General features: G+C 56.2%; 20 protein-coding genes, 1 tRNA gene and 2 pseudogenes. 10 read left to right on the top strand and 13 right to left on the bottom strand.

Going from position 1 to position 22,519, the window contains the following annotated elements; all coding sequences use genetic code 11:
• Positions 1–20 precede the first annotated feature (20 nt).
• Genes citG through PYW49_RS10935 form a run of 8 tightly spaced genes read right to left on the bottom strand, consistent with a single transcriptional unit; the run spans position 21 to position 7,332 of the window.
• Positions 21–824, bottom strand: a complete 804-nt coding sequence (gene citG / locus PYW49_RS10970) for a triphosphoribosyl-dephospho-CoA synthase CitG (protein ID WP_320386429.1) — start codon at positions 822–824, stop codon at positions 21–23.
• Complete coding sequence (gene citX, locus PYW49_RS10965) at positions 802–1,341, bottom strand: citrate lyase holo-[acyl-carrier protein] synthase (RefSeq protein WP_134348781.1); 540 nt, start codon at positions 1,339–1,341, stop codon at positions 802–804. The genes citG and citX overlap by 23 nt, the downstream gene beginning before the upstream one ends.
• 2 nt (positions 1,342–1,343) lie before the next feature.
• On the bottom strand, positions 1,344–2,861 hold the full coding sequence (citF, locus tag PYW49_RS10960) for a citrate lyase subunit alpha (RefSeq protein ID WP_134348780.1): 1,518 nt from the start codon (positions 2,859–2,861) through the stop codon (positions 1,344–1,346).
• Between the two features lie 10 nt (positions 2,862–2,871).
• Positions 2,872–3,747, bottom strand: coding sequence for a citrate (pro-3S)-lyase subunit beta (gene citE / locus PYW49_RS10955; protein WP_134348779.1), 876 nt, complete (start codon positions 3,745–3,747; stop codon positions 2,872–2,874).
• Positions 3,744–4,037, bottom strand: a complete 294-nt coding sequence (citD, locus tag PYW49_RS10950) for a citrate lyase acyl carrier protein (protein ID WP_023333363.1) — start codon at positions 4,035–4,037, stop codon at positions 3,744–3,746. The genes citE and citD overlap by 4 nt, the downstream gene beginning before the upstream one ends.
• A gap of 16 nt (positions 4,038–4,053) precedes the next feature.
• Positions 4,054–5,076 carry a [citrate (pro-3S)-lyase] ligase gene (gene citC, locus PYW49_RS10945; protein WP_320386428.1) on the bottom strand — a complete coding sequence of 341 codons (1,023 nt, stop codon included), beginning with the start codon at positions 5,074–5,076 and terminating at the stop codon, positions 4,054–4,056.
• A gap of 13 nt (positions 5,077–5,089) precedes the next feature.
• On the bottom strand, positions 5,090–5,953 hold the full coding sequence (locus PYW49_RS10940; RefSeq protein ID WP_320386427.1) for a fumarylacetoacetate hydrolase family protein: 864 nt from the start codon (positions 5,951–5,953) through the stop codon (positions 5,090–5,092).
• 17 nt (positions 5,954–5,970) lie between these two features.
• On the bottom strand, positions 5,971–7,332 hold the full coding sequence (locus PYW49_RS10935) for a 2-hydroxycarboxylate transporter family protein (RefSeq protein WP_134348776.1): 1,362 nt from the start codon (positions 7,330–7,332) through the stop codon (positions 5,971–5,973).
• Between the two features lie 345 nt (positions 7,333–7,677).
• Here PYW49_RS10935 and PYW49_RS10930 point away from each other — a divergent pair, with 345 nt between their 5' ends.
• The gene (locus PYW49_RS10930; RefSeq protein ID WP_166790926.1) at positions 7,678–9,303 is read left to right on the top strand and encodes an ATP-binding protein; all 1,626 of its coding nucleotides are present in this window, start codon (positions 7,678–7,680) and stop codon (positions 9,301–9,303) included.
• Complete coding sequence (locus PYW49_RS10925; RefSeq protein WP_320386426.1) at positions 9,293–9,985, top strand: response regulator; 693 nt, start codon at positions 9,293–9,295, stop codon at positions 9,983–9,985. Before PYW49_RS10930 ends, PYW49_RS10925 begins: the two co-directional genes overlap by 11 nt.
• 88 nt (positions 9,986–10,073) lie before the next feature.
• On the opposite strand, the gene PYW49_RS10920 is transcribed toward PYW49_RS10925, so the two are convergent.
• A complete protein-coding gene (locus tag PYW49_RS10920) occupies positions 10,074–12,209 on the bottom strand; it encodes an ornithine decarboxylase (protein WP_320386425.1) in 2,136 nt (711 codons plus the stop codon).
• Between the two features lie 180 nt (positions 12,210–12,389).
• On the opposite strand from PYW49_RS10920, the gene PYW49_RS10915 reads away from it, so the two are divergent.
• A complete protein-coding gene (locus PYW49_RS10915) occupies positions 12,390–13,106 on the top strand; it encodes a DUF554 domain-containing protein (RefSeq protein WP_094935400.1) in 717 nt (238 codons plus the stop codon).
• A 95-nt stretch (positions 13,107–13,201) separates the two neighbouring features.
• A tRNA-Phe gene (locus tag PYW49_RS10910) sits at positions 13,202–13,277 on the top strand.
• 140 nt (positions 13,278–13,417) lie between these two features.
• Here the strand turns inward: PYW49_RS10910 and PYW49_RS10905 are convergent.
• Positions 13,418–13,840 (bottom strand): hypothetical protein, encoded by a 423-nt coding sequence (locus PYW49_RS10905; protein WP_286164287.1) that lies wholly within the window; start codon positions 13,838–13,840, stop codon positions 13,418–13,420.
• Between the two features lie 226 nt (positions 13,841–14,066).
• Between PYW49_RS10905 and PYW49_RS10900 the strand changes: the two genes are divergently transcribed.
• Both PYW49_RS10900 and tssD read left to right on the top strand, forming a co-directional pair.
• Positions 14,067–14,414, top strand: a complete 348-nt coding sequence (locus tag PYW49_RS10900; RefSeq protein ID WP_320386424.1) for a DUF523 domain-containing protein — start codon at positions 14,067–14,069, stop codon at positions 14,412–14,414.
• A pseudogene (tssD, locus tag PYW49_RS10895) lies at positions 14,312–14,634 on the top strand (type VI secretion system tube protein TssD); the annotation flags it as partial. The gene PYW49_RS10900 and the pseudogene tssD, both read left to right, overlap by 103 nt.
• Positions 14,635–14,658: 24 nt before the next feature.
• Here tssD and PYW49_RS10890 read toward each other — a convergent pair.
• The 3 genes and pseudogenes from PYW49_RS10890 to PYW49_RS10880 form a co-directional block, all read right to left on the bottom strand.
• Positions 14,659–14,712: pseudogene (locus PYW49_RS10890) on the bottom strand (DUF1493 family protein); the annotation flags it as partial.
• Complete coding sequence (locus PYW49_RS10885) at positions 14,700–14,987, bottom strand: hypothetical protein (protein WP_407057608.1); 288 nt, start codon at positions 14,985–14,987, stop codon at positions 14,700–14,702. The gene PYW49_RS10885 and the pseudogene PYW49_RS10890, both read right to left, overlap by 13 nt.
• Positions 14,988–15,142: 155 nt before the next feature.
• Entirely contained in the window at positions 15,143–15,670 is a 528-nt protein-coding gene (locus tag PYW49_RS10880; RefSeq protein WP_134348917.1) for a helix-turn-helix domain-containing protein, read from the bottom strand.
• A 671-nt stretch (positions 15,671–16,341) separates the two neighbouring features.
• Here PYW49_RS10880 and pgaA point away from each other — a divergent pair.
• From pgaA to pgaD, 4 genes are read left to right on the top strand one after another with little or no spacing between them, the layout of a single operon-like run.
• The gene (pgaA, locus tag PYW49_RS10875) at positions 16,342–18,780 is read left to right on the top strand and encodes a poly-beta-1,6 N-acetyl-D-glucosamine export porin PgaA (RefSeq protein WP_320386423.1); all 2,439 of its coding nucleotides are present in this window, start codon (positions 16,342–16,344) and stop codon (positions 18,778–18,780) included.
• Positions 18,781–18,788: 8 nt separating this feature from the next.
• Positions 18,789–20,726 carry a poly-beta-1,6-N-acetyl-D-glucosamine N-deacetylase PgaB gene (pgaB, locus tag PYW49_RS10870; RefSeq protein WP_320386422.1) on the top strand — a complete coding sequence of 646 codons (1,938 nt, stop codon included), beginning with the start codon at positions 18,789–18,791 and terminating at the stop codon, positions 20,724–20,726.
• Positions 20,719–22,050 (top strand): poly-beta-1,6-N-acetyl-D-glucosamine synthase, encoded by a 1,332-nt coding sequence (pgaC, locus tag PYW49_RS10865; protein WP_320386421.1) that lies wholly within the window; start codon positions 20,719–20,721, stop codon positions 22,048–22,050. The genes pgaB and pgaC overlap by 8 nt, the downstream gene beginning before the upstream one ends.
• Entirely contained in the window at positions 22,047–22,481 is a 435-nt protein-coding gene (pgaD, locus tag PYW49_RS10860) for a poly-beta-1,6-N-acetyl-D-glucosamine biosynthesis protein PgaD (protein ID WP_134348770.1), read from the top strand. The genes pgaC and pgaD overlap by 4 nt, the downstream gene beginning before the upstream one ends.
• Positions 22,482–22,519: the final 38 nt, after the last annotated feature.

Below are 22,519 nucleotides of genomic sequence, written 5' to 3'. Positions count from 1 at the left end.
AAGGCGTAGCCGCCACCCGGCTATTTTATTGCAGAAAGCACCCACCCCACCGACAGCAAATCCGCACTGCCGCCCGGACTCAGGTTTCGTTTAATCAATGCGTTATCCATTCTGAGCAACGCCTCGCGGTCCCAGCCGTCAGCCAGTAATTCCCGTGCGTAGCCCTGAACGTAGCGCAGCCCCTCAATGCCGCCGCGCGAAACCAGATTGCTGTCCTGATTTATCGCCATCAGGCGTAACAGCAGGCCGTGGAGGGAATGTCCGTTCCACTGCGCCAGCGCCTTACGCACCGTTGCAAAGCCACTCTCTGCCTCACCGCGCGCGCCCGTTAAGCCGTACTGCTGAAATTGCCGCTCGCCCGCGGTCGCCTGTCCGCTGCGTGCGACCAGCTCACGCGAAACCAGCCCGCTGCAGATGTTACTCACCTCACAACAGAGGTTGTCTGCGGAGACTTTTTTCACGCGCCCGGCGGCAAAGCACAGTAAGCCCAGGGCAAAAATACCGCCTTTATGCGTGTTCACCCCGTTCGTTGCAGCATACATCGCCTGCTCGCAGGCCATCCCCATCGGGCGGAGAACCCGTAACTGCTCGTCAGCGGGTTTATCTGCATGCGCATTAGCCAGTTCAGCAAAGCGCGAAAACCACGGCGTAATCGCCGCAATGCTGCGGACAAACAGCGCGTGGTCCATATCGCGATGGGAACCGTTATTGAGCTTGTCCACCAGCCCCGGCTTGGGCGTCAGCTCCAGTTCCTGCCACAGCGCCGCTTCGGCAAGCGCGGGCACGTCAACCGGGCGCGGTTTAGTCGCGAGCAAACCAGTCATCGATCATCTTCTCCACGCGGGAAACCACCAGCTCAACGGGATGGTTCCGCGAACGGGAGCAGGCATGCGCGGGCTCATCGCAAATCAGGCAGCGTCGGAGATTCGCCCCCAGCGACTGACGCCCTACATGACCGTGCTGAGGGCAGATCACATCCAGATCCCACAGTCTGCCGAGCGGGTGCGTTTGCTCCAGCTCCGCACAGTGCGCTTTGATTTCCACCGCAGGATGGGCCACGCACCACAGGGCTTCCGGCCCGGTCGGGAGCCACAGCACCTGGCGGTCCAGCACCTGCCAGCGGTTTTCCCACAGCAGCTGGTCGCACATCTGCAGCGCCACGCCCATGGTGTTGCGATAGCGCAGGCTGTCTTTGATTTCCCCTGGCGTAACCAGCGTGAGGGAAATCACCGGTTGTTGATAGTGCTCAAGCATGTCAACCTGACGCGCTGCGCGGCGCTCTTTCGCCGTCAGCAGTTCGTCCAGGCTGACACCCGTCCGCACGGGTGTCGCTGTTGTCATAACTACTCCTTCACCTGTCGTACGGTGTCGATCACGCTGCCGTCGCGGTAGCGGATCACCCCGACGATTTTGTCTGTAAATTCAATCGGTTTAGGTACGCCGGTCAGGGAAATCGCCCGCTCGTAAAGCGCGCTGATATCCACAACTTTGAGTCCTGCTTCCAGCAGCCGCTCGCGGATTTCCGGGCGCGCCGGGTTGACCGCAATGCCGTGGTCGGTGACCAGCACGTCAATGCTCTCCCCCGGCGTGAGGCGCGTGGTAACGCGCTTCACCACCGTTGGAATACGGCTGCGCAGCAGCGGCGCAACAACGATGGTCAGGTTTGCTGCGGCGGCGACGTCGCAGTGCCCGCCAGACGCGCCGCGCATCACGCCGTCGGAGCCGGTGATGACGTTAACGTTGAAATCGACGTCAATTTCCAGGGCGCTGAGGATCACCACGTCGAGCTGGTCGCAGCTCGCCGCTTTGCTGCCAGGGTTGGCGTAGACGTTGGTGGAAATCTCCACGTGGTTCGGGTTACGCGCCAGCGAGGCCGCCGCCTGGCCGTCAAAACACTGGGTATCCAGCAGCTTTTCGATAAGCCCCTTCTCGTGCAGATCCACCAGGCTGCCGGTGATGCCGCCGAGCGCAAAGCGTGCCTTGACGCCGCTGCGCTCCATCTTCTCTTCCATAAAGCGCGTGCAGGCGGTGGCCGCCGCACCGGAGCCGGTCTGCATCGAGAAGCCCGGTTTGAAATAGCCGGAGTGTTCAATAACGTCTGCTGCATAGCGGGCGATCATCAGCTCGCGCGGGTTACTGGTGACGCGCGCCGCACCGACGCTGATTTTCGCCGGGTCGCCGACGCTCTCGACCTGCACGATGTAGTCCACCTGGTCCTGCACCAGGCTGGCAGGCATATTGGGGAACGGCACCAGCTCTTCGGTCAGCAGCACCACCTTACGGGCGAAGTGCGCGTCCACCATGGCGTAGCCCAGCGAGCCGCAGCAGGATTTGCCGTGCGTGCCGTTGGCGTTGCCAAATTCATCGCTGCACGGCACGCCGAGAAACGCCACGTCGATATTCAGCTCGCCGTCCTGCAGCAGCTTGACGCGCCCGCCGTGAGAGTGAATTTGCACCGGCTCGTCCATCAGCCCGTGCGAGATGGCATCCGCCAGCTTGCCGCGCATGCCGGAGGTGTAAATCCGGGTGATGACGCCGCTCTCAATATGTTCGATCAGCGCGTCGTTACAGGTCATCAGCGAGCTGGAGGCCAGCGTCAGGTTTTTAAAGCCCATCCGTGCCAGCAGCGCCACAACGGTATTGATCACCCGGTCACCCTCGCGGAATGCGTGGTGGAAGGAGATGGTCATCCCGTCCTGCAGACCGCTGCGTAATACGGCCTCTTCAACGGTCGCACACAGTTTTCGGTTATGTTTAGCCTCGCTGTCTGCCAGCCACGGCGTCGCGCTGTGCGCAGTATCAAAGGGTTTTAAATCCCGCAAATGGGGAAAATTCACATGGAGAAGTTCTGTCTGATTCATTGTGTAATCCTTAACGACGCACGCCGGAGGCCGCTGCGCGCTCGAGCACTACCTGCGCGTGGTTAATTATCGGGGCATCGACCATTTTGCCGTTGAGCGACACCACGCCGAGACCGTTACGTTCGCCCTCTTCTGCGGCTTCAATCACGCGTTTCGCGTGATCCACCTCTTCCTGCGTCGGGGCATAGGCGTTATGCAGCAGGTCAATCTGGCGCGGGTTGATCAGCGATTTACCGTTAAAGCCCATCTTGCGGATCAGATCGACCTCGCGCAGGAACCCGGCCTCGTCGTTAACGTCTGACCACACCACGTCGAAGGCATCGATGCCCGCAGCGCGGGCGGCATGCAGTACGGCACAGCGGGCATAGAACAGCTCGGTGCCGTCGCCGCGTTCGGTCTGCATGTCCATGACGTAGTCAAAGGCCGCCAGCGCGATGCCAATTAAGCGCGGGGAGCTGCGGGCAATCGCCACGGCGTTGATGACGCCAATGGCCGACTCGATCGCCGCCATTACGCGGGTGGAGCCAACCTTGCGTCCGCATTCACGTTCAATGCGCTCCAGGTGGCCTTCCAGCTCGTAGATATCTTCCGGCGTGTCGGTTTTCGGCAGGCGGATCACGTCCACGCCAGCATGCACGGCGGCCTCCAGATCCAGCAGGCCAAACGGCGTGCTCAACGGGTTAATGCGCACCACGGTTTCGATATCCTGATACATCGGGTGCTGTAGCGCGTGGAACACCAGCATGCGTGCGGTGTCTTTTTCACGCAGGGCGACCGCATCTTCAAGGTCAAACATGATGGAGTCCGGGCGGTAGATAAACGCGGTGGAGAGCATGGCGGCGTTGGCGCCGGGCAGGAACAGCATACTGCGGCGGAGTTTGCTCATTTCAGCGCCCCCCAGTTGATGGCCTGGTCATCGGCGGCACGCATCAGCGCGCTTTGCAGGCGGGCGCGGATCACACAGTCCAGCGCCCCTTTGTCTTCAATAATGATTAATCCCTGGTGCACGTTCATGGCGCGCAATGTGTCGTTGACCACCTGGCGAATTTGCTCGCCAAACTGCTTAATCACTTCACTGTGGATGACTATCTCCAGCTCGCCGTGAGCGGGAGCGATTTTCACCATCAGGTCGCTGGACTCCTGCGTTCCGGCCAGCGCCTCCCTTACAATTTTCATGATAAATTCCTGGTAGTTAAGCGACTTCCGCACTCGCACGGTAATGTGTTTCGAGGTGCGCGAAGGTGGAGTCCGGGACAATCTCCCGGATCCGGGAAAACTGCTGTGTCTTCAGTAAGCGGCGCACTTCGGACGCTGAAATGGCGTTGCCGGTGGCCTTGATGCGCGGCATTTCCACAACTTCGATATGCGAGGCGAGCAGGTCGTGCAGCGTCTGGTTGTACTGACGGGTGATATCGCAAAACGGCTCCGAGCCAATAAAGCGATGGGTAATCCCCAGCGCCGGGGCGATGAAGTCCCGGAAGATCAGCACGTCGATTTCGCTCCACGCCTGCTGCACTTTGCCGGTCTCCTTCAGGAAGTAGGCCGGGAAGGTGGCGCGGGAGATGATGTACTGCGAGCCTTCGTGTACCACCACGTTCGGCAGATGCGCCACGCCCGCACGAACCATCTCGAGGCGCGCGCTAAACGGGAAGAACGAGGCATCTTCACGCACCACGAACAGGTGCAGGGCATCGCACTGCCCTGCCGCCTGCTCCACCAGATGGCGGTGGCCGAGGGTGAACGGATTGGCGTTCATCACTATCGCGCCAATTTTTTCCCCACATTTACGCATCCTGGAGAGGGACCGGCAGTAACGTTCGATGCCCTGCGGGGTGTTCTCCATCAGCACCGCATAGTTACCGCTCTGGGCAATCGGCCAGAAACCGCTGCGGGCAAAGCGCTCCCGGTTGCACGGACGCGTGCAGAGGAAAAGATGAAAATGGCCGCGCTCCAGCGCCGCATTTTGCACCTCTGCCAGCAGGCGCGCGCTGAGGTTCTCGCCACGAAGCTGCTCGTTGACCGCCACGCATTTGATGACGTTGGCGGCAAACCCTGCGCAACCCACCAGCTGCGAGCCGGACCAGGCTTCGACGAAAAGCGTGATGTCGTTGTCCAGGCCAAGGCCGCTGTCTGCCAGCAGGTAACGGATCTGGCTTAAACGTTCCGGGTGCTTCGCCACCAGCGTGTGGCGAAAATCGATGGGTTGCGATTGCATGCTGCCGCCTTACCTAGTGTGCTGCCGCAAGCCCGACGGCTGGCGCTTCCACGATCACGTTGCTCAGATGACCGATATGCTCGATCTCCACCTCAATGCGATCGCCCTCTTTCATAAACAGCGGCGGGTTACGCTTTTTACCCACGCCGCCAGGGGAGCCGGTGATGATCACATCGCCCGGGCTTAAGCGGGTGAAGGTGCTGATGTATTCGATAAGCTCCGCCACCTTGTGGATCATGCTGCTGGTGTTGTCTTCCTGCACCATGCGGCCGTTCAGCCAGGTGCGGATCGCAAGCTGGTGCGGGTCCGGGATCTCATCAGCCGTCGCCATCCACGGGCCGAACGCGCCGGTCTGACGCCAGTTTTTACCGGCCGTAAACCAGGTGTGCTGCCAGTCGCGGGCGGAGCCATCCATGTAGCAGCTGTAACCGGCCACGTGGCGCAGGGCGTCGTCGCGACTGATGTTCTCCCCGCCTTTACCGATGATCACCGCCAGCTCGCCTTCGTAGTCGAATTCGCTGGAGTGGCGCGGCTTCAGCACCGGCTCGTTGTGTCCAGTCTGTGAATCCGGGAAGCGGACAAACAGCGTCGGGGCCGGGTTATGCTGGTCAAACTCCTTGCGCTTGTCAGCGTAGTTCATGCCCACGCAGAGAATTTTTTCCGGCTGCTCAATCACCGGTAAGAAGGTGATGGCGCTCATCGGCACATCCACCGCATCGTTGATATAGCGGGTGGCCTGCGCCAGCCCGTTGCCCTGCAGCAGCGCTTTGAGGTCGCTGTACTGGTCGCCCAGACGGCGACGTAAATCAATCACACCTTCGGCCTGGACGATGCCGTAGCTGCGTTTTCCCTGGTATAAAAAGCTTGCGAGTTTCATTGTTCTTTCCTGAAAACTTAAACGAGGAAGTTGCCCAGAATCAGCAGTGAGATAGAGACGTTAATCGCGCCGCCGATACGGGTAGCAATCTGGGCGAACGGCATCAGGCTCATACGGTTGCCTGCGGTCAGGATCGCCACGTCGCCGGTACCGCCCTGGCCGCTCTGGCAGCAGGAAACGATGGCGACATCAATCGGGTGCATACCAATCTTTTTGCCGACGAAGAATCCCGTGGCGACCAGTGCAGAAACGGTGCTGACAATCACCAGCAGGTTGCTGACGGTGAAGGCCGCGACCAGTTCGTGCCACGGGGTAATAGCCACGCCGACGGCAAACAGGATTGGGTAGGTCACAGAGGTCTGGAAGAATTTGTACACTACCTGAGAGCCTTCAAGCAGACGCGGAGAGGCGCCGTTGCAGAGCTTCACCAGTACCGCCATAAACAGCATGCCAACCGGTGCAGGCAGGCCAATCAGCTTGTGGCCGAGCATGCCCAGCATGTAGAGCAGTACCGCCAGCAGCGCGCCGGAGGCGATAGTGGTCACGTCTGCTTTGCCAGAGAATGCAGGCTGAGAGACGGTGGTATCCGCATTCGCGCGGTTAGGCATCAGCTGGCCTTCACCGGTCAGGTGCGGGTAGCGTTTACCAAGCTGGTTCAGACAGCCGGAGATAATAATTGCGGTCAGACCGCCGAGCATTACCATCGGCAGCACGCGACCGAGCGCCACGCCCTGGTCCATATGGAGCAAAGTGGCATAGCCGATGGAAAGCGGGATCGCCCCTTCCCCCACGCCGCCCGCCATAATCGGCAGAATAATAAAGAAGAAGATCTGGAACGGTTCAAGGCCCAGGGCGATACCGACGCCCATACCGACAATCATGCCGACGATTTCACCGCACAGCATCGGGAAGAAGATGCGCAGGAAGCCCTGAATCAGCACGGTGCGGTTCATACTCATGATGCTGCCGACAATAATGCAGCAGATGTAGAGGTAGAGAATGTTGGTGGATTTGTAGAACTTGGTCGTGGACTCGACCACCACATCCGGCAGCAGGCCGTAGTAAACCAGTGCGGAAGGAATAAAGGTGGCGCAAATCGCCGCCGCGCCGAGCTTGCCGACAATCGGCAGGCGTTTACCAAACTCGCCGCAGGCGAAGCCGAAGAACGCCAGCGTGGCCACCATCACCACGATGTCGCTCGGCAGTTTTCCGCCCAGACAATCAATGGCAATCAGTACACCCGCCAGAACAAACAGTGGCAGAGGAATAATCCCGATTTTCCAGGTATCCATAATATGCCACCAGCGCTCTTTGAGCGAAGGTCGCTGAATTTCAATCGGGTCGTGGGTAACAGAGAAAGAATCGTCAGTTGTGCTCATAATAAGCCCCTTAGTTATTTTGTGCGTTCAGCTTAGAGTCACAAAGGCTTACTTTATGTGAGGAAAGGCATATTAAAAGCGAAGTTTTAATGGCCACTATGGTTTTAATGGTTTCTTTTATTTAATGTGATTTATGCCTTATTTATTCGCGTGGTTTTTATGGTTTCTTTTCCGAATTGAACAAACAAATAACATTTGTTCGCGCAGCCTGAAGCAGGCCAGCCTTTAAGATAAATCTTTTACAGCCCCTGCTGTGCAAGGGATCACAAGTTTTCGGCAAAGCGGGCATCCGCACGAAAAAAGATGATATATTGTCCATCTTTGCCGCTACCTCGCGTGATAGTTATGAAAGTCTCTTTCCAGATTAAGCTGTTTATTTCGCTGGTTGCCTTTTTCTCAGTACTTTTTGCGTTACTGGGCGGATATTATTATGTCGATGTCGGCAAACAGCTTTATCAGGAAATGAGCGCCCGCGCCAAAATACAGGCTGAAGAGATTGCGCTTATTCCGACATTGCGTAATGAAGTCGAACAAAAAAATATCAACGCCATCCATGATTTTATGCAGAAGATGTCTGCGCACAGTGACGCCAGCTTTATTGTGATTGGTGATAATAAGGGCCAGCATCTTTTTCACTCCGTCTTTGCCGACAGAGTAGGCACAACGCTGGTAGGCGGTGACAATGAAGCCGTTTTGCAGGGTAAAAGCACCACTACCATTCGCAAAGGGGGGCTGGGTATTTCGCTGCGCAGTAAAGCCCCCATTTTCAACGATGCCGGTCAGGTAGTAGGCATTGTCTCCGTAGGCTATCTCACCAGCTACCTAGATACCATTACCGTCAGTAAAGTGGTCAATATCCTGATTGCCGCCGTGCTGTTGCTGATTGCCCTCTTTATCTTCTCCTGGTTCTTTACCCGCAGTATTAAGAAGCAGATTTTCTCCCTTGAACCGCGAGAAATCGGGCTGCTGGTGCGCCAGCAAAAGGCGATGATGGAGTCTATTTATGAAGGAGTGATTGCCATTGACGATCGGCGACGGATTGAAGTGATCAACCAGGCGGCGCGCAAGCTGCTGGGCCTGAGCCAGCCAGCCCGGGAACTGCGCGGGCAGCTGATAAGCCAGGTTATCGATCCGGTCCCGTTCTTCGACACGCAGACGATGCTGGCGAAAGATACCCATGATGAGATTTGCCGTTTTAACGATCTCACGGTGATTGCCAGCCGGGTGCACATCATGCTTGAGGGGGCGCTGCAGGGCTGGGTGATCACCTTCCGCGATCGCAACGAGATCGACTCACTGAGCGCCCAGCTCAGCCAGGTAAAACGCTATGTCGATAACCTGCGCATTATGCGCCACGAACAGTTAAACCGGATGACCACCCTCTCCGGGCTGCTGCATATGGGCCGCTATGAGGAGGCGATTGGCTACATTCAGGCGCAGTCGGAGCATGCCCAGGAGCTGCTGGACTTTATCTCTTCGCGGTTCAGTTCCCCGACCCTGTGCGGCCTGCTGCTGGGCAAAGCCGCCCGCGCGCGGGAGAAAGGCGTCGAGCTGAGTTTCGACCCGGCCTGTCTTCTGGACAGGCCGTTCCTGCCGCTGGGAGAACAAGAGCTGATTTCGATTATTGGCAACCTGCTGGATAACGCCATCGAAGCGACACAGCGTTCACCGCTTCCCCACGCGCCGGTGGAGGTACTGATAAAACTCAGCGAACAGGAGCTGATTATTGAAGTGGCCGACCAGGGCGTTGGCATTAAACCGGAGATCCGTGACCAAATTTTTGAACGCGGCATCACCACCAAAACACGCGGCGATCATGGGATTGGCCTGTATCTAATCGAAAGCTATGTCACACAGGCTGGCGGCGCGATTGAAGTTGCCGATAATACGCCGCGCGGCGCCATTTTCTCATTGTTTATCCCTGCCACGGGAACCGCCCGGCAACTGGAAGACACCGACTATGCAACATGAACTTATCGACGTACTGATTGTTGAAGACGAAAACGAGCTGGCGCAACTGCACGCGGAGCTGATAAGTAAGCATCCGCGTCTGAGACTGGTAGGCATTGCCTCGTCGCTGGCAGCGGCCCAGGCTGAACTTGAAAGCAAACAGCCGCAGCTCATGCTGCTGGATAACTATCTGCCTGACGGCAAAGGGATCTCGCTGATTAATGATCCGATGCTGGCCCGCGCTAACTGCTCGGTGATTTTCATTACTGCCGCCAGCGATATGGACACCTGCAGCCAGGCGATTCGCAACGGCGCGTTCGACTACATCCTCAAACCCGTCTCCTGGAAGCGGCTCAGCCAGTCGCTGGAGCGGTTTGTGCAGTTTGCCGAACAGCAGCGCGTCTGGAAGATTGTCGACCAGCAGAACGTCGATTCGCTCTATCAGCTACAGGCGAAAAACTACCGCCAGGACAACGGCAGCAAAGGCATTGAGGAAAATACGCTGGCCCGCGTGCAGACGCTGTTTAACGACAAGGCGACGCACTGCTTTACCGTGGATGAGGTCGTGAGCGAGACGGGGTTGAGTAAAACCACCACCCGGCGCTATCTGGAACACTGCGTGGAGACCGGGTTTCTCAGCGTGGAGATGCTGTACGGGAAGATTGGGCATCCGAGGAGGATGTACCGCCGCGCAGAGGCCTGACGCAGTATTGTAGGCCCGGTAAGCTTGCGCCGCCGGGCAAATCGCCGGATGACGCTAACGCTTATCCGGCCTACGTTAGAGAGAGGCTCTACTTTAATACATACCCATACAGCCGCTTAATCCCGTCGGCATCCTTCTCGCTGTACACACCCTGCAGTTCCGGCGAGAAGCCGGGCAGCAGGTTGATGCCCTCCTCCAGCGCCAGGAAGTAACGCTGTACCGCCCCGCCCCAGACTTCACCCGGCACCACGCACAGCACGCCTGGCGGATAGGGCAGCGCCCCTTCAGCGGCGATACGCCCTGCAGCGTCACGAATACGCACTAACTCTACGTTTCCGCGAATGTACTCCTGATTGGCATCCTGCGGATTCATCACCACCTCCGGCAGGCTCTCCTTACGGAACATCGCCTTCTGCAAATCTTTCACGTCAAAGCTGACGTAGAGATCGTGCATCTCCTGGCACAGCTGTCGGAGCGTATAATCCCGGTAGCGCACCGGGTATTTCTGGAAGATAGTCGGCAGCACATCCGCCAGCGGCGTGTCGTCTTCAATATGCTGTTCAAACTGGCCCAGCATCGCCACCAGCTGCGCCAGCTTCTCGCTGCTTTCGGCAGGCGTCAGCAGGAACAGGATCGAGTTGAGGTCGCATTTTTCCGGCACGATGCCGTTTTCACGCAGATAGTGCGCCAGAATCGTCGCCGGAATACCGAAATCCGTGTACTCCCCCGTTTCGGCATCGATGCCCGGCGTGGTCAGCAGCAGCTTGCACGGGTCGACAAAGTACTGCTCGCGGGCATAGCCCTCAAACCCGTGCCATTTTGCTCCCGGCTCAAAGCTGAAGAAGCGCAGCTCGCTGGCAATGGCGTGAGTCGGATGATCCTGCCACGGCCGCCCCGCCACCACCGGTGGAATAAACGGTTTGATCATATGGCAATTCGCAACGATCGCCTTACGCGCTTCAATCCCCAGCTCGACGCACTCCGCCCACAGCCTGCGCCCGCTTTCCCCTTCGTGGATTTTTGCGTTCACATCCAGGGCCGCGAACAGCGGATAGAACGGGCTGGTTGAAGCATGCAGCATAAACGCGTTGTTAAGACGCTTGTGCGGGCAGAAACGCGCCTGGCCGCGAATGTGGTTATCCTTTTTATGGATCTGCGACGTTTGCGAGAACCCGGCCTGCTGTTTGTGCACTGACTGGGTAACAAAAATGCCCGGATCGTTCGCGTTCAGCTCCAGCAACAGCGGGGACGTTTCCGCCATCATCGGAATGAACTGCTCGTAGCCCACCCACGCGGAGTCAAACAGAATGTAGTCGCAAAGGTGGCCGATCTTGTCGATCACCTGACGGGCGTTGTAGATCGTCCCGTCGTAGGTGCCAAGCTGAATGATCGCCAGGCGGAACGGCCGTGCTTCGTCGGCCTTTTCCGGCGCCGTCTCGCGGATCAGCTCCCGCAGATACGCATCGTCAAAGCAGTGCTCGTCAATCCCGCCAATAAATCCAAACGGGTTACGTGCTGCCTCAAGATAAACCGGCGTAGCACCCGCCTGGATCAGCGCCCCATGGTGGTTGGATTTGTGGTTGTTACGATCGAACAGCACCAAATCGCCGCGAGTCAGCAGCGCGTTGGTCACCACCTTGTTGGCCGCCGACGTACCGTTCAGCACGAAGTAGGTTTTGTCCGCGTTGAACACTTTCGCGGCGAACTTTTGCGCATGCTTGGCGGACCCTTCGTGGATCAGCAGATCGCCCAGCTTCACGTCGGCATTGCACATGTCGGCGCGGAACACGTTCTCCCCGAAGAAATCATAGAACTGTCGCCCTGCCGGGTGCTTTTTGAAAAAAGCCCCATGCTGGTGGCCCGGGCAGGCAAAGGTGCTGTTGCCCATCTCCACATACTGGCTCAGGGTGTCGAAAAACGGCGGTAACAGGTTCTCTTCATAACGGCTGGCTGCGGTCTCCAGCTCCAGAAACTCCTGCGCTTTACCCGAGATGACCGCGGTGGCGCCGTCGGGCGCTTCCGTGGGCTCCTGCGAGAAAATGAACACCGGAAGCTGAAAGCCCGTGCGTTTCAGCAACGCAAGAATGCCGCTGCGACTTTCTGTCGTCGTCATGACGACGGCTGCCACATCGGTGAAATCCGTGTTATCCAGCGTCACCTTTTCGCGGTGCGTAGACACAGTAGAGAGCAGCTCGCGGCTGACAGCGATTTTCATGGTTTTCATAAGCGCAGTTACCCTCACCGAGCGGTGAGACAGGAGGAGAAAATTCGCGCAATAATGTCACCTTTTATTTTTAGCCGCAACAAAGAATCCTTATGCATTTAATCACCCAAAGCTAACGGCCATAAAGCAGAAGCATGTCATAATCATGCAATACCAATGAGTAAGTAACAGGAGTTAAGCGTGGTTATCGGGCCATTTATCAACGCAGGTGCCGTATTGCTGGGCGGCGTACTCGGCGCAGTGCTGAGCCAGCGGCTGCCGGAGCGTATTCGCACTTCCATGCCCTCAATATTCGGCCTGGCATCGCTAGGGATCGGTATTCTTTTAGTGATCAAATGTGCCAACCTGCCCGTGATGGTGCTGGCCACCCTTCTCGGCGCGCTCATTGGCGAATTTTGCTATCTGGAAAAAGGCATTAACAGCGCGGTGAGTAAAGCCAAAAACCTGATTGCCCGACCGGGCGGCAAGGCGAAACACGGCACGCACGAGTCGTTTATCCAGAACTATGTCGCCATCATCATTCTGTTTTGCGCCAGCGGCACCGGGATTTTCGGTTCGATGCAGGAAGGCATGACGGGCGATCCAAGCATATTGATTGCGAAAGCGTTTCTGGATTTCTTCACCGCCACTATTTTCGCCACCACCCTTGGCGTCGCCGTCGCGGCGATTTGCGTCCCGATGCTGCTTATCCAGCTGGCACTTGCTACCTGCGCCACCTTGATTCTCCCGCTGACCACGCCGGCGATGATGGCGGACTTCACCGCCGTCGGCGGCCTGCTGCTGCTGGCTACCGGGTTGCGCATTTGTGGGATTAAGATGTTTGCCGTGGTGAATATGCTGCCCGCGTTGCTGCTGGCCATGCCGCTCTCTGCGCTCTGGACGCACTTTTTCGCTTAAGGATGCGGCGAAACGGTGAGAGATTGCGCAGTCTGTAACGAAAACAACATTTTTCGTTGACGGCGGAGAGTGAATCGGGTTTAATGCGCCCCGTTGCCCGGATAGCTCAGTCGGTAGAGCAGGGGATTGAAAATCCCCGTGTCCTTGGTTCGATTCCGAGTCCGGGCACCACTATTTAAAGAACCCGCCTAAAAGGCGGGTTTTTGCTATATGGCTACGGCCGATTTCTGGGCGCTGATAAGCGTGGCTTTAATGCAGGCACGCTTACGCTAATAGCCCGGTAAGTTAATACAGGCGGTGGCTCTTTTTTATTACTTAATTTTGCCGGATAAATTGCTGACCTGATTTGAAAGGTTGTCGTTGCTCCGCTTCATGTCATCAAGGCTTCTTTGCAATCGCTCGATCTTACTCTCCTGCTCAGAATTCTTTCTCTCAAGCTGTAAAACCTTCTGAGTTAGCTCATCGACTTTGCGGTTGTCGGACTTCATCTTCCTCAGGCTATCCTGCATCTCCTGTAGATCCGACTCCCTGAAATCAGAAGGCTCGATTTCATCTGCATCAGAAATTACCGGGATATATCCTCTATTAGCGCTGCTGGGTTCGATACTAACCTGAACTTTATTTAGACCCGCAGAGTGCGCGTAACCTATTGAAGAAAAATAAAAAAAAGAAACAACACACAGACCAGACAGATATTTATTCATTTCTAACGTCCTTTTAAATTTTTCAATCACTTACAGGAGTCTCCTTCTGGTACCACCCGCTCAGGATAAAATACATGGCTTAGCCTCTGGCAGTTCATAAAAGGGGTTAAAGAGCAGAAGATACTATTCGTTTTTCATTATAATACGCGTTTCCTCTCCCCCAAAATCCAACCGCCACCCGCTCATTTTCTGCCACCTTATATCCGCCAGTATCGAGATAAGCGCGTTACCACGCACCTTATCAAAGGTATCTTCCATGCCCGTCAAAGAAATAATCCTGCTTAGCGCCTGCCTGTCAGGGCACCTTATCCGCTACAACGGTACCGATAAATCCTGTTCCTCAGATCTGCTGCAACACTGGCGCAAAGAAGGCCGTCTGGTCACCTACTGCCCGGAACTGGCGGCAGGGCTATCTACCCCACCCTTATCCGCAGAGAGGGTTAGCGGTCAGGGAATCGACGTGCTGAACGGGCACGCGCAGGTGGTAGAAAGCGATGGGCGCGACTGTACTCGCCTATGTTGGTCATTAAGGAATTCGATTGTTCAAGCCCATGCCTGTACAAAGCTGTTGCGACAGGTCAAAACCTGTCATCAGCTGAGATAAAGTGGTATCGGATAAATTACTCTGGCCTTGAAGAAGAGTATTTCAACATGTTGTCTGAAGACGTCAGGATAGTGTCGATTTCCCCTGCGATGACTACAGGCGATAACCCTAACGAAAACCCTATGGAAACCGTCGAACTCAGGTATGAGAAATCACCTGGAAGCATAACGATGGGAACATCATTTTTAGTGATGCATGGAACGAGCGTCAATCGGCGTAAACATTATAAGGGGCTTCCAGGCCCTTAGTCATACAGCCAGCGTCCGGCTTTTGCCGACTCAATAATCATCTCAAGCGATAGCGGTTTGTACTGCCGATCGCGGAATTTTTTTCTGAGCCGAAACTGAAATCAAAACAGCTCCGGTTCAAATAATGGTCCATCACAAAGTTGCTGTACTCAATTCCGTACCGGGTGAAAAGGTCAAGCAGCATGTCCTCAAGATCTTCAGGTATGAGATTGAAATGCTCCTGGAAGGTCCATTCTTTCTTTGCCGGAGATTTACGGTCACTGTAATGCTCAGTGAGGTAATCTAACAATTCTTGCTCATCATGTAGCATCAGAAAAATTTCCAACCAGTCTCTTCAACCGTGTCCATTACAACGTCCTTTCTCTCGTTTTGAGCCAGAGTAAATCCATAGCTAAAACAAGGATGTCGTCACCGTCCAGTTTTCTTAAAACTCAGAATACCGCCCGCAAGTCAGTTTTATGCTTTTGGTCTCTCCCCAACCTAGGGATCGTTCCCACCTGCGTCCAGCAGTTTGTTTTTAAAGATAAACAAACACGCCTCGTTGAAGTTCTCCGCCCCCAGCCGTTCCGAGAGTGCCGTTCGTTTGCGATAGAGGCTTTTCACCGACGTATTCAGCTCATCGGCGATGGCTTCCATCGACATACCTGCCCTCAGCAACCGCAGCATGATCGCTTCGTGCGTGCTAAGCCGTAAATTAAGCAGCCACTTCGTGGTCAGGCGCCTGCCCTTCATATTCAGAACCAGATTAAACAGCGAGGCCATATCCGGCACGGTGAGCGACGTGTTCATAAACAGCTTCATACTGAGCAGATTCTCCTCGCGATGGCGCATATCAAGCATAACGCAGCAGATCGTTTTTTTCGTTCTGGCCGGATGGCGTATCAGGTAATCATATAAACGGAGCGGAGAACGACTATCAATCAATACAGAATATTCATCTGCACCGTTATCAAATATGTTTCGGTCAATCGAGTCGAGCAGAATAATATCCGGGAAAAATATCCTCATCCCCCTGACAAGATAGCGATCCTGCGTCACTAACACTATTGAAGTTGCCACTAACCATCCCTTTTAGATTAAAGCAAGAACGATCCTTCGGAAAGAAGGCCGCCTTCGTTTTATAGCGCTGTTATATTAACGATAAATGTATTCCGGCTTTGGACATCCCTCAATACAGACATTGATGTGTAAGACTTCCTGTAGACTATCATTCAATGGCCGCCATTAATTATAAATAAAAAACAATCGCAGAAAAGTCACTTCTCTAAACATTAAGAATTTTTGTCATGAAACTTCCCAAACATGCACCAGAAAGTACTTTAATTGGCCCAGATAAACGTCATTAAAAATATAAACAAATCTGTCACAATAAAAATAAAAAAGATAATTTTCAATGAGTTATAAATAACCCACCAATTCAAAATAATCATCATTAACCGCTCAATCCAGAATTATCTCAAAACAACACAGCCGCTTTTCAACATATTTATCCGGCAAGATATCGGGTGTACATTACCTTCTACCCAGTCCACTGAGATAAGGATCCATAATTACCTTTAAGTAAGTACCCCATAACGTCACCGCATTCAGATTTAATGTTCTTCTTTATGGCCTTTAACGCGAGTTTAAAGGCGGCCGTGTTGTGCAATGGATTCATGATAAACAAATGGCAAATAGATATGGAAAGCTCACTTCGCTTCAATACGTTATTCTTTTATCGCACCCCAACATTATTGTTCCTGTTATTACTCTTTCCTGTTCTGGTTCAGGCTTCGGAATCCGTTTATCAGCAACAGATTCAACAGGCGCGTAACGGTAATTACACGTCGTTTCTTGATTATCTTCAGCGTTATCAGCAACAGCATGCTCTGACGCCGGAACAAGTTGCGGACTGGCTACAGGTGGCAGCGTGGGCAGGTCGCGATGACGAGGTGATTCAGGTCTGGCAGCGTTACGGTATTTATATGCCGCTGCCCGCCCGCGGCGTTGCGGCCGTCGCACAGTCCAGGCGAAACCAAAAAGCGTGGCAGCCGGCCTTAGCGCTCTGGAAAGAGGCCCGTAGCCTTGCGCCGGATAACGACGATTATCGTATCGGCTATATCAAAACCCTGGCCGATGCCCGTATGGATGCCCTCGCGCTGCAGGAAGCCCGGCAGCTGGTGAAGGAAAATCCGTCTCAGGCCCATCTACAAACGCTCTCTTACGTCTGGTTACGCCAGGGAAAAAGCTGGGATCGGCTTTTAGCGGACACGCGCGCACTAAACATCGCGCCAGAGAATAATGCCCTGCTCAGCGAGAAGATCGAGGCGCTGACGGATAACCGGGTGAATACCCCTGCGCTTCAGCTTTCACAAAGGGTGACGCTGTCCCCCACGCAGCGTCGCCGTCTTGAGCTGAATGCCGCTGCCGAAAAGGTTCGCCTTGCTGATGTGCCCTCGAGGACAGAAAAAGAGCGCCTGCAGCTTGCGCAAAGTGCACTGAATCGTTACGACACCCTGCTTGCTCGCTGGCAAAACGATCCGCAGGCGGCGGAAGACGTCGTTCTTGCGCGTATCGACAGGCTTGGCGCGCTGTATGCGCATGGTGATTACCCGCTGGTCATCCGTGAATATCAGGCATTGACGACAGCGCAGCATCCGGTGCCGGGCTGGGCAATCGGCTGGGCGATCTCCGCGTATCTGCAGGAGAAAAACGCTGCCGCCGCCTTCTCGCTTGTGCAGCGCTATCCGCAATACGCCTCGAACCCGCAGGACGAGGAACATGCGCTTTTCTACGCCTGGCTGGATACCGGGCAGTACCCGGCCGCCCGCCAGTACGTTGAGCGCCAGACCCGCAGCGTCCCCTGGACCCGCTATGATTTCGGCTCCCCTACCCCTCAGCCGAACGATCAATGGCTGATTGGGCAGTCGCTCCGCTTTAACTATTTGCTGGCGACGAATGCCCTGCCGGAGGCCGAAAAGCTGGCGCGAAGTCTGGCGACAACGGCGCCGGGCAACCAGGGATTGCAGATTGACTATGCCACCCTGCTGCAGGCGCGGGGCCTGCCGCGCGCGGCCGAGAAAAAGCTGAAAATGGCAGAAACGCTGGAGCCATCGAATCTGGAACTTGAGCAGCAGCAGGCCTACGTCGCTATGGATCTGCAGGAGTGGCGGCAGATGGATTTACTCACCGACGACGTGCTTGCTCGCGCGCCCGTCGATCGTAGCGCCCAACGTCTGGACAGGCTCAGAACGGTCCACCATATGTCCGAGCTGCGCCTCAACGCGGGAAAAGGGCTGCACTCCGATAACCCCGTCAGCGGTACACACGACCTGAGCTGGGACGCCACGCTCTATGGTCCACCCGTGGCGGATAGCTGGCGGCTATTTGCAGGCACCCGCTATGGGCAGGGCAATTTTGATGAAGGCAAAGGCTCCAGCCGTCACCTTTTTGGCGGCGTTGAATGGCGGCCTCGTGACCTTCAGCTTGAAGCCGAGCTCTCCAGCAACCGCTATCACGGGGAAAACAAGCCGGGGGCTCGCCTCTCAACCACATACAGCCTCACGGATAACTGGCAGGTCAGCGGTAGCCTCGAACGCCTGTCCCGCACCACGCCTCTGCGGGCGTTACGCAACGGGATTAGCGCAAACCGGGGTGAAGGCGGCGTGCGCTGGTATCAAAACGAACGGCGTGAGTACCAGTTCAGCGCCGCGGTCAGCCGCTTCTCAGATCATAACCGTCGCCAGGAATACACCCTCACGGGTAAAGAGCGTCTCTGGCAGGCCCCGTCCCTGACGCTGGATATCGAACCGGAGATAGCCGCCAGTAAAAACAGCCTGCGGGATACGCTCTATTACAACCCGGCGCGGGACCTGTCGGTGACGGCAGCCCTGTCCGTTGACCATGAGATGTACCGCCATTACGACACCCTCTGGAGCCAGCAGTTCGTGGCGGGAGGCGGCAGGTACTGGCAGAAAAATCAGTCCGCCGGAGCCATCACCCTGCTGGGTTACGGGCAGCGCGTTCAGTGGAACAACGTCATTGATACCGGCGTGATGCTGAACTGGGATAAACGCCCTTACGACGGCAAACGCGAGAGCAATCTCTCCGTCACGTTTGATGCGACTTTACGCTTTTAAGGATGAATATGCTGAATACACGTCTTTCCGTGAGCCTGATCGTCATCGGCTGGCTCTGCCTCAGCGCGAGCGCCTGCGCGCAGGCGATCTCGTTCATTGCGCCCAAAGCGCGGCCGCAGCTGGAGGCGACCAAACCCTGGCCAACAAACCAGTTTTTGGTCCTGGCCTACCACGACGTAGAAGATGATGCCGCCGATCAACGCTACCTCTCCGTTCGCACCAGCGCGTTAAACGAGCAGATTAGCTGGCTTGTGCACAACGGCTATCACGCGGTCAGCGTGCAGGACATTCTGGATGCCCATGACGGAAAAAAAACGCTGCCGCCAAAGGCCGTTTTGCTCAGCTTTGACGACGGCTACAGCAGCTTTTATACCCGCGTCTGGCCGCTGCTTCAGGCATGGAACGTTCCTGCCCTGTGGGCACCGGTGGGCAGTTGGGTGGATACGCCGGCAAATCAAAAGGTTAACTTCGGCGGTCTGATGACGCCCCGCGATCGCTTCGCGACGTGGGACATGGTGCGCGAGCTCAGCCGGTCCCCGCTGATTGAGATTGGCTCGCATACCTGGGCCTCGCATTACGGCATTCAGGCTAACCCGCAGGGCAGCCGCGAACCGGCGATCGCCAATCGCTTTTATGATAAAGCAACGGGACGCTATGAAACCGACCAGCAGTTCAACCAGCGGATCGGCGATGACGTTCGCAAAGTGACCGAAAAAATCACGCAGGTGACCGGAAAAGCACCGCGCGCCTGGGTCTGGCCGTATGGTGCCGCCAACGGGACATCGCTCGCGATAGCCAAAAACCAGGGCTATCAGCTGGCCTTTACCCTTGAGGACGGGCTGGGTGACGTGCGCAATCTCGGCAGCATTCCCCGTCTGCTGATCGCCGGTAATCCCTCGCTCAAAACCTTTGCCAGCACGGTCAGCCAGGTTCAGGAGTCAGAGCCGGTGCGCGTGATGCACGTCGATCTCGACTACGTTTACGATCCCGACCCGGCTCAGCAGACCAAAAACATCAACAGGCTGATCCAGCGGGTCTACGACATGAAAATCAGCCACGTTTTTCTGCAGGCGTTTGCCGATCCGCAGGGCGACGGCAGGATCAAGGCGCTTTATTTCCCCAATCGCCGGCTTCCGGTCCGGGCCGATCTCTTTAATTTTGTCTCCTGGCAGCTGCAAACCCGCGCGGGGGTAAAAGTCTTCGCGTGGATGCCGGTGCTCTCGTTCGATCTCGATCCCTCCCTGCCGCGCGTGCAGCGCCGGGATCGTCAGACCGGCCGGTTGAGCGACGCCACCGAGCCCTATATCCGGCTTGCCCCATGGAATCCGCAGGTGCGCCAGCAGGTGACCGACATCTATGAAGATCTGGCCCGCTATGCCAGCTTCAATGGGATCTTGTTCCATGACGACGCGGTGCTGACGGACGTGGACGATGTATCTCAGAACACCACGCGCCAGAAAAGCCAGATGCTTGTCGGGTTTACCCACGCCCTGAGCCTGGCGGTGAAGCACATCCGCGGCCCGCAGATTAAAACCGCGCGCAATATGTTCGCCTTACTCATTCTGCAGCCCGAAAGCGAAGCGTGGTTTGCGCAGAATCTTGATGACTTCCTGGCGGAGTATGACTGGACGGTGCCGATGGCCATGCCGCTGATGGAGTCCGTCCCGGTCGACGAGAGCAATGCCTGGCTGACGCGTTTGGTTAACGCCGTCGCCGCACGTCCCGGCGCGCTCGATAAAACCATTTTCGAGCTGCAGGCCAGGGACTGGGATCGGAAACCACAGCGCGCCGTTTCTGATAGCCAGCTTGTGCAGTGGATGCGCGTGCTCCAGCTGAACGGCGTCAAAAATTACGGTTACTACCCCGACGACTTCCTCAACAACCAACCTGATATTTCACGTATCAGGCCTGAATTTTCTTCGTACTGGTACCCTGACAATGACTGATCGCATTATCGCATTCTCTATTTTATGTCTGGTATTCGGGTTGCCGTTAGGCGTGGCCGCCCTCTTTACCGGGGAACTGATTCTGGATTTTGTGTTCTTCTGGCCGCTGTTTATGTCCGTACTCTGGATAACCGGCGGGCTCTATTTCTGGTTTCAGCTTGAACGGCACTGGTCGTGGGATAAAGACACGCCCGCCCCGACGCTCGCCGGTGAGCCGCTCATTTCCATCCTTATTCCCTGTTTCAATGAGGAAAGGAACGCCAGAGAGACCATCAGCGCCGCGCTGAATCAACGGTATGAAAATATAGAGGTTATCGCCATCAACGACGGTTCTTCTGACAACACCGCGCAGGTGCTGCAGACACTGGCACTGGAACAGCCGCGCCTGCGGGTGATTAACCTCGCGGAAAACCAGGGAAAAGCGCTGGCGCTCAAAGCCGGGGCAGCGGCGGCCCGGGGCGATCTGCTGGTCTGCATTGACGGCGACGCGCTGCTCGATCGCGATACCGCGGCTTATCTGGTGGCCCCGCTGATTCAGTACCCTCACGTCGGGGCGGTGACCGGCAATCCGCGCATTCGCACGCGCTCCACGCTGATTGGCCGCATTCAGGTGGGTGAGTTCTCATCCATCATTGGGCTCATTAAGCGGACGCAGCGGATCTATGGCCGGGTCTTTACCGTCTCCGGCGTCATCGCCGCCTTTCGCCGACAGGCGCTGGCGGACGTCGGCTACTGGAGCCCGGACATGATCACCGAAGACATCGACATCAGCTGGAAGCTCCAGCTGCGCCACTGGGATATCTTTTTCGAGCCGCGGGCGCTGTGCTGGATTTTGATGCCGGAGACGCTGAAGGGCCTGTGGAAACAGCGTCTGCGCTGGGCTCAGGGGGGAGCAGAGGTGTTTCTGGTCAACCTTCGCAGGATTGTGCGCTGGGAGCATCACCGCATGTGGCCCCTGTTTATGGAGTATGCGCTGTCAACGCTGTGGGCCTTTGCGTACGCGATGACGGTGCTGCTGTTTATCATTAGCTATGTCGCGCCCCTTCCCGCGAACCTGACCGTTGAGAGCCTCTTTCCCCCGGAGTTTACCGGGCTGCTGCTGGGCGTGATGTGCCTGCTGCAGTTCCTTGTCAGCCTGTACATCGAGCGGCGCTATGAGCGGAACGTGGCCAGCTCGCTCTTCTGGGTGATCTGGTTCCCGATGGTGTACTGGATGATTGGCCTGTTCACCACCCTCGTCGCATTTCCAAAAGTCATGCTTAAACGCCAGCGTGCCCGCGCGCGCTGGATCAGTCCGGACCGGGGAAAAGGAAGCCTTCAATGAACGAAAATACCTTAATTTTGACCGAGCATCGGCTCTTGCCACGTCTTTTCGATGCCGCATTAACGCTGGTGGCGTGGGGAGGATTTCTGTTTTTCCTGTATGCCAGGCTCTGGATGCAGTTAACCGAGGAGAGCGACTACCGCTGGGGCGCGATTATTGCGTCCTTTAATACGGTCCTGATCTATTTGCTGTTCGCCGCGCTCAACGGCTGGCTGCTGATTTTGTGGTACCAGTACAACCGCCGACGCGCCCACGTGAGACGGCGCCAGCCGGGCTATTTTCACCAGGAGGAGCTGGCCCGCAGCTTTAATGTCTCACCGCAGATCATCTCCGAGATGAGCCAGTACAACCTGCTGACGGTGTACCACGACCAGATTGGCCGCATCATCGATCTGAAGGTAAGCGAACAGCAGGAAGAGGAAGAACCGTAACAAAAAGCCCCCGCAGGATGCCCTGCGGGGGCTTCTTT

This window comes from Enterobacter chinensis, from assembly GCF_034008295.1.
GTDB classification, from domain to species: domain Bacteria; phylum Pseudomonadota; class Gammaproteobacteria; order Enterobacterales; family Enterobacteriaceae; genus Enterobacter; species Enterobacter chinensis.
Note: the sequence above shows the minus strand (reverse complement) of the source record. Positions and strands in the feature narration are given on the sequence as shown.

Coding starts and splice junctions, on each gene's coding strand:
- citG (WP_320386429.1), bottom strand. CDS start 824: ATGACTGGTTTGCTCGCGACTAAACCGCGCCCGGTTGACGTGCCCGCG.
- citX (WP_134348781.1), bottom strand. CDS start 1,341: ATGACAACAGCGACACCCGTGCGGACGGGTGTCAGCCTGGACGAACTG.
- citF (WP_134348780.1), bottom strand. CDS start 2,861: ATGAATCAGACAGAACTTCTCCATGTGAATTTTCCCCATTTGCGGGAT.
- citE (WP_134348779.1), bottom strand. CDS start 3,747: ATGAGCAAACTCCGCCGCAGTATGCTGTTCCTGCCCGGCGCCAACGCC.
- citD (WP_023333363.1), bottom strand. CDS start 4,037: ATGAAAATTGTAAGGGAGGCGCTGGCCGGAACGCAGGAGTCCAGCGAC.
- citC (WP_320386428.1), bottom strand. CDS start 5,076: ATGCAATCGCAACCCATCGATTTTCGCCACACGCTGGTGGCGAAGCAC.
- PYW49_RS10940 (WP_320386427.1), bottom strand. CDS start 5,953: ATGAAACTCGCAAGCTTTTTATACCAGGGAAAACGCAGCTACGGCATC.
- PYW49_RS10935 (WP_134348776.1), bottom strand. CDS start 7,332: ATGAGCACAACTGACGATTCTTTCTCTGTTACCCACGACCCGATTGAA.
- PYW49_RS10930 (WP_166790926.1), top strand. CDS start 7,678: ATGAAAGTCTCTTTCCAGATTAAGCTGTTTATTTCGCTGGTTGCCTTT.
- PYW49_RS10925 (WP_320386426.1), top strand. CDS start 9,293: ATGCAACATGAACTTATCGACGTACTGATTGTTGAAGACGAAAACGAG.
- PYW49_RS10920 (WP_320386425.1), bottom strand. CDS start 12,209: ATGAAAACCATGAAAATCGCTGTCAGCCGCGAGCTGCTCTCTACTGTG.
- PYW49_RS10900 (WP_320386424.1), top strand. CDS start 14,067: ATGCCCGTCAAAGAAATAATCCTGCTTAGCGCCTGCCTGTCAGGGCAC.
- PYW49_RS10880 (WP_134348917.1), bottom strand. CDS start 15,670: ATGAGGATATTTTTCCCGGATATTATTCTGCTCGACTCGATTGACCGA.
- pgaA (WP_320386423.1), top strand. CDS start 16,342: ATGGAAAGCTCACTTCGCTTCAATACGTTATTCTTTTATCGCACCCCA.
- pgaB (WP_320386422.1), top strand. CDS start 18,789: ATGCTGAATACACGTCTTTCCGTGAGCCTGATCGTCATCGGCTGGCTC.
- pgaC (WP_320386421.1), top strand. CDS start 20,719: ATGACTGATCGCATTATCGCATTCTCTATTTTATGTCTGGTATTCGGG.
- pgaD (WP_134348770.1), top strand. CDS start 22,047: ATGAACGAAAATACCTTAATTTTGACCGAGCATCGGCTCTTGCCACGT.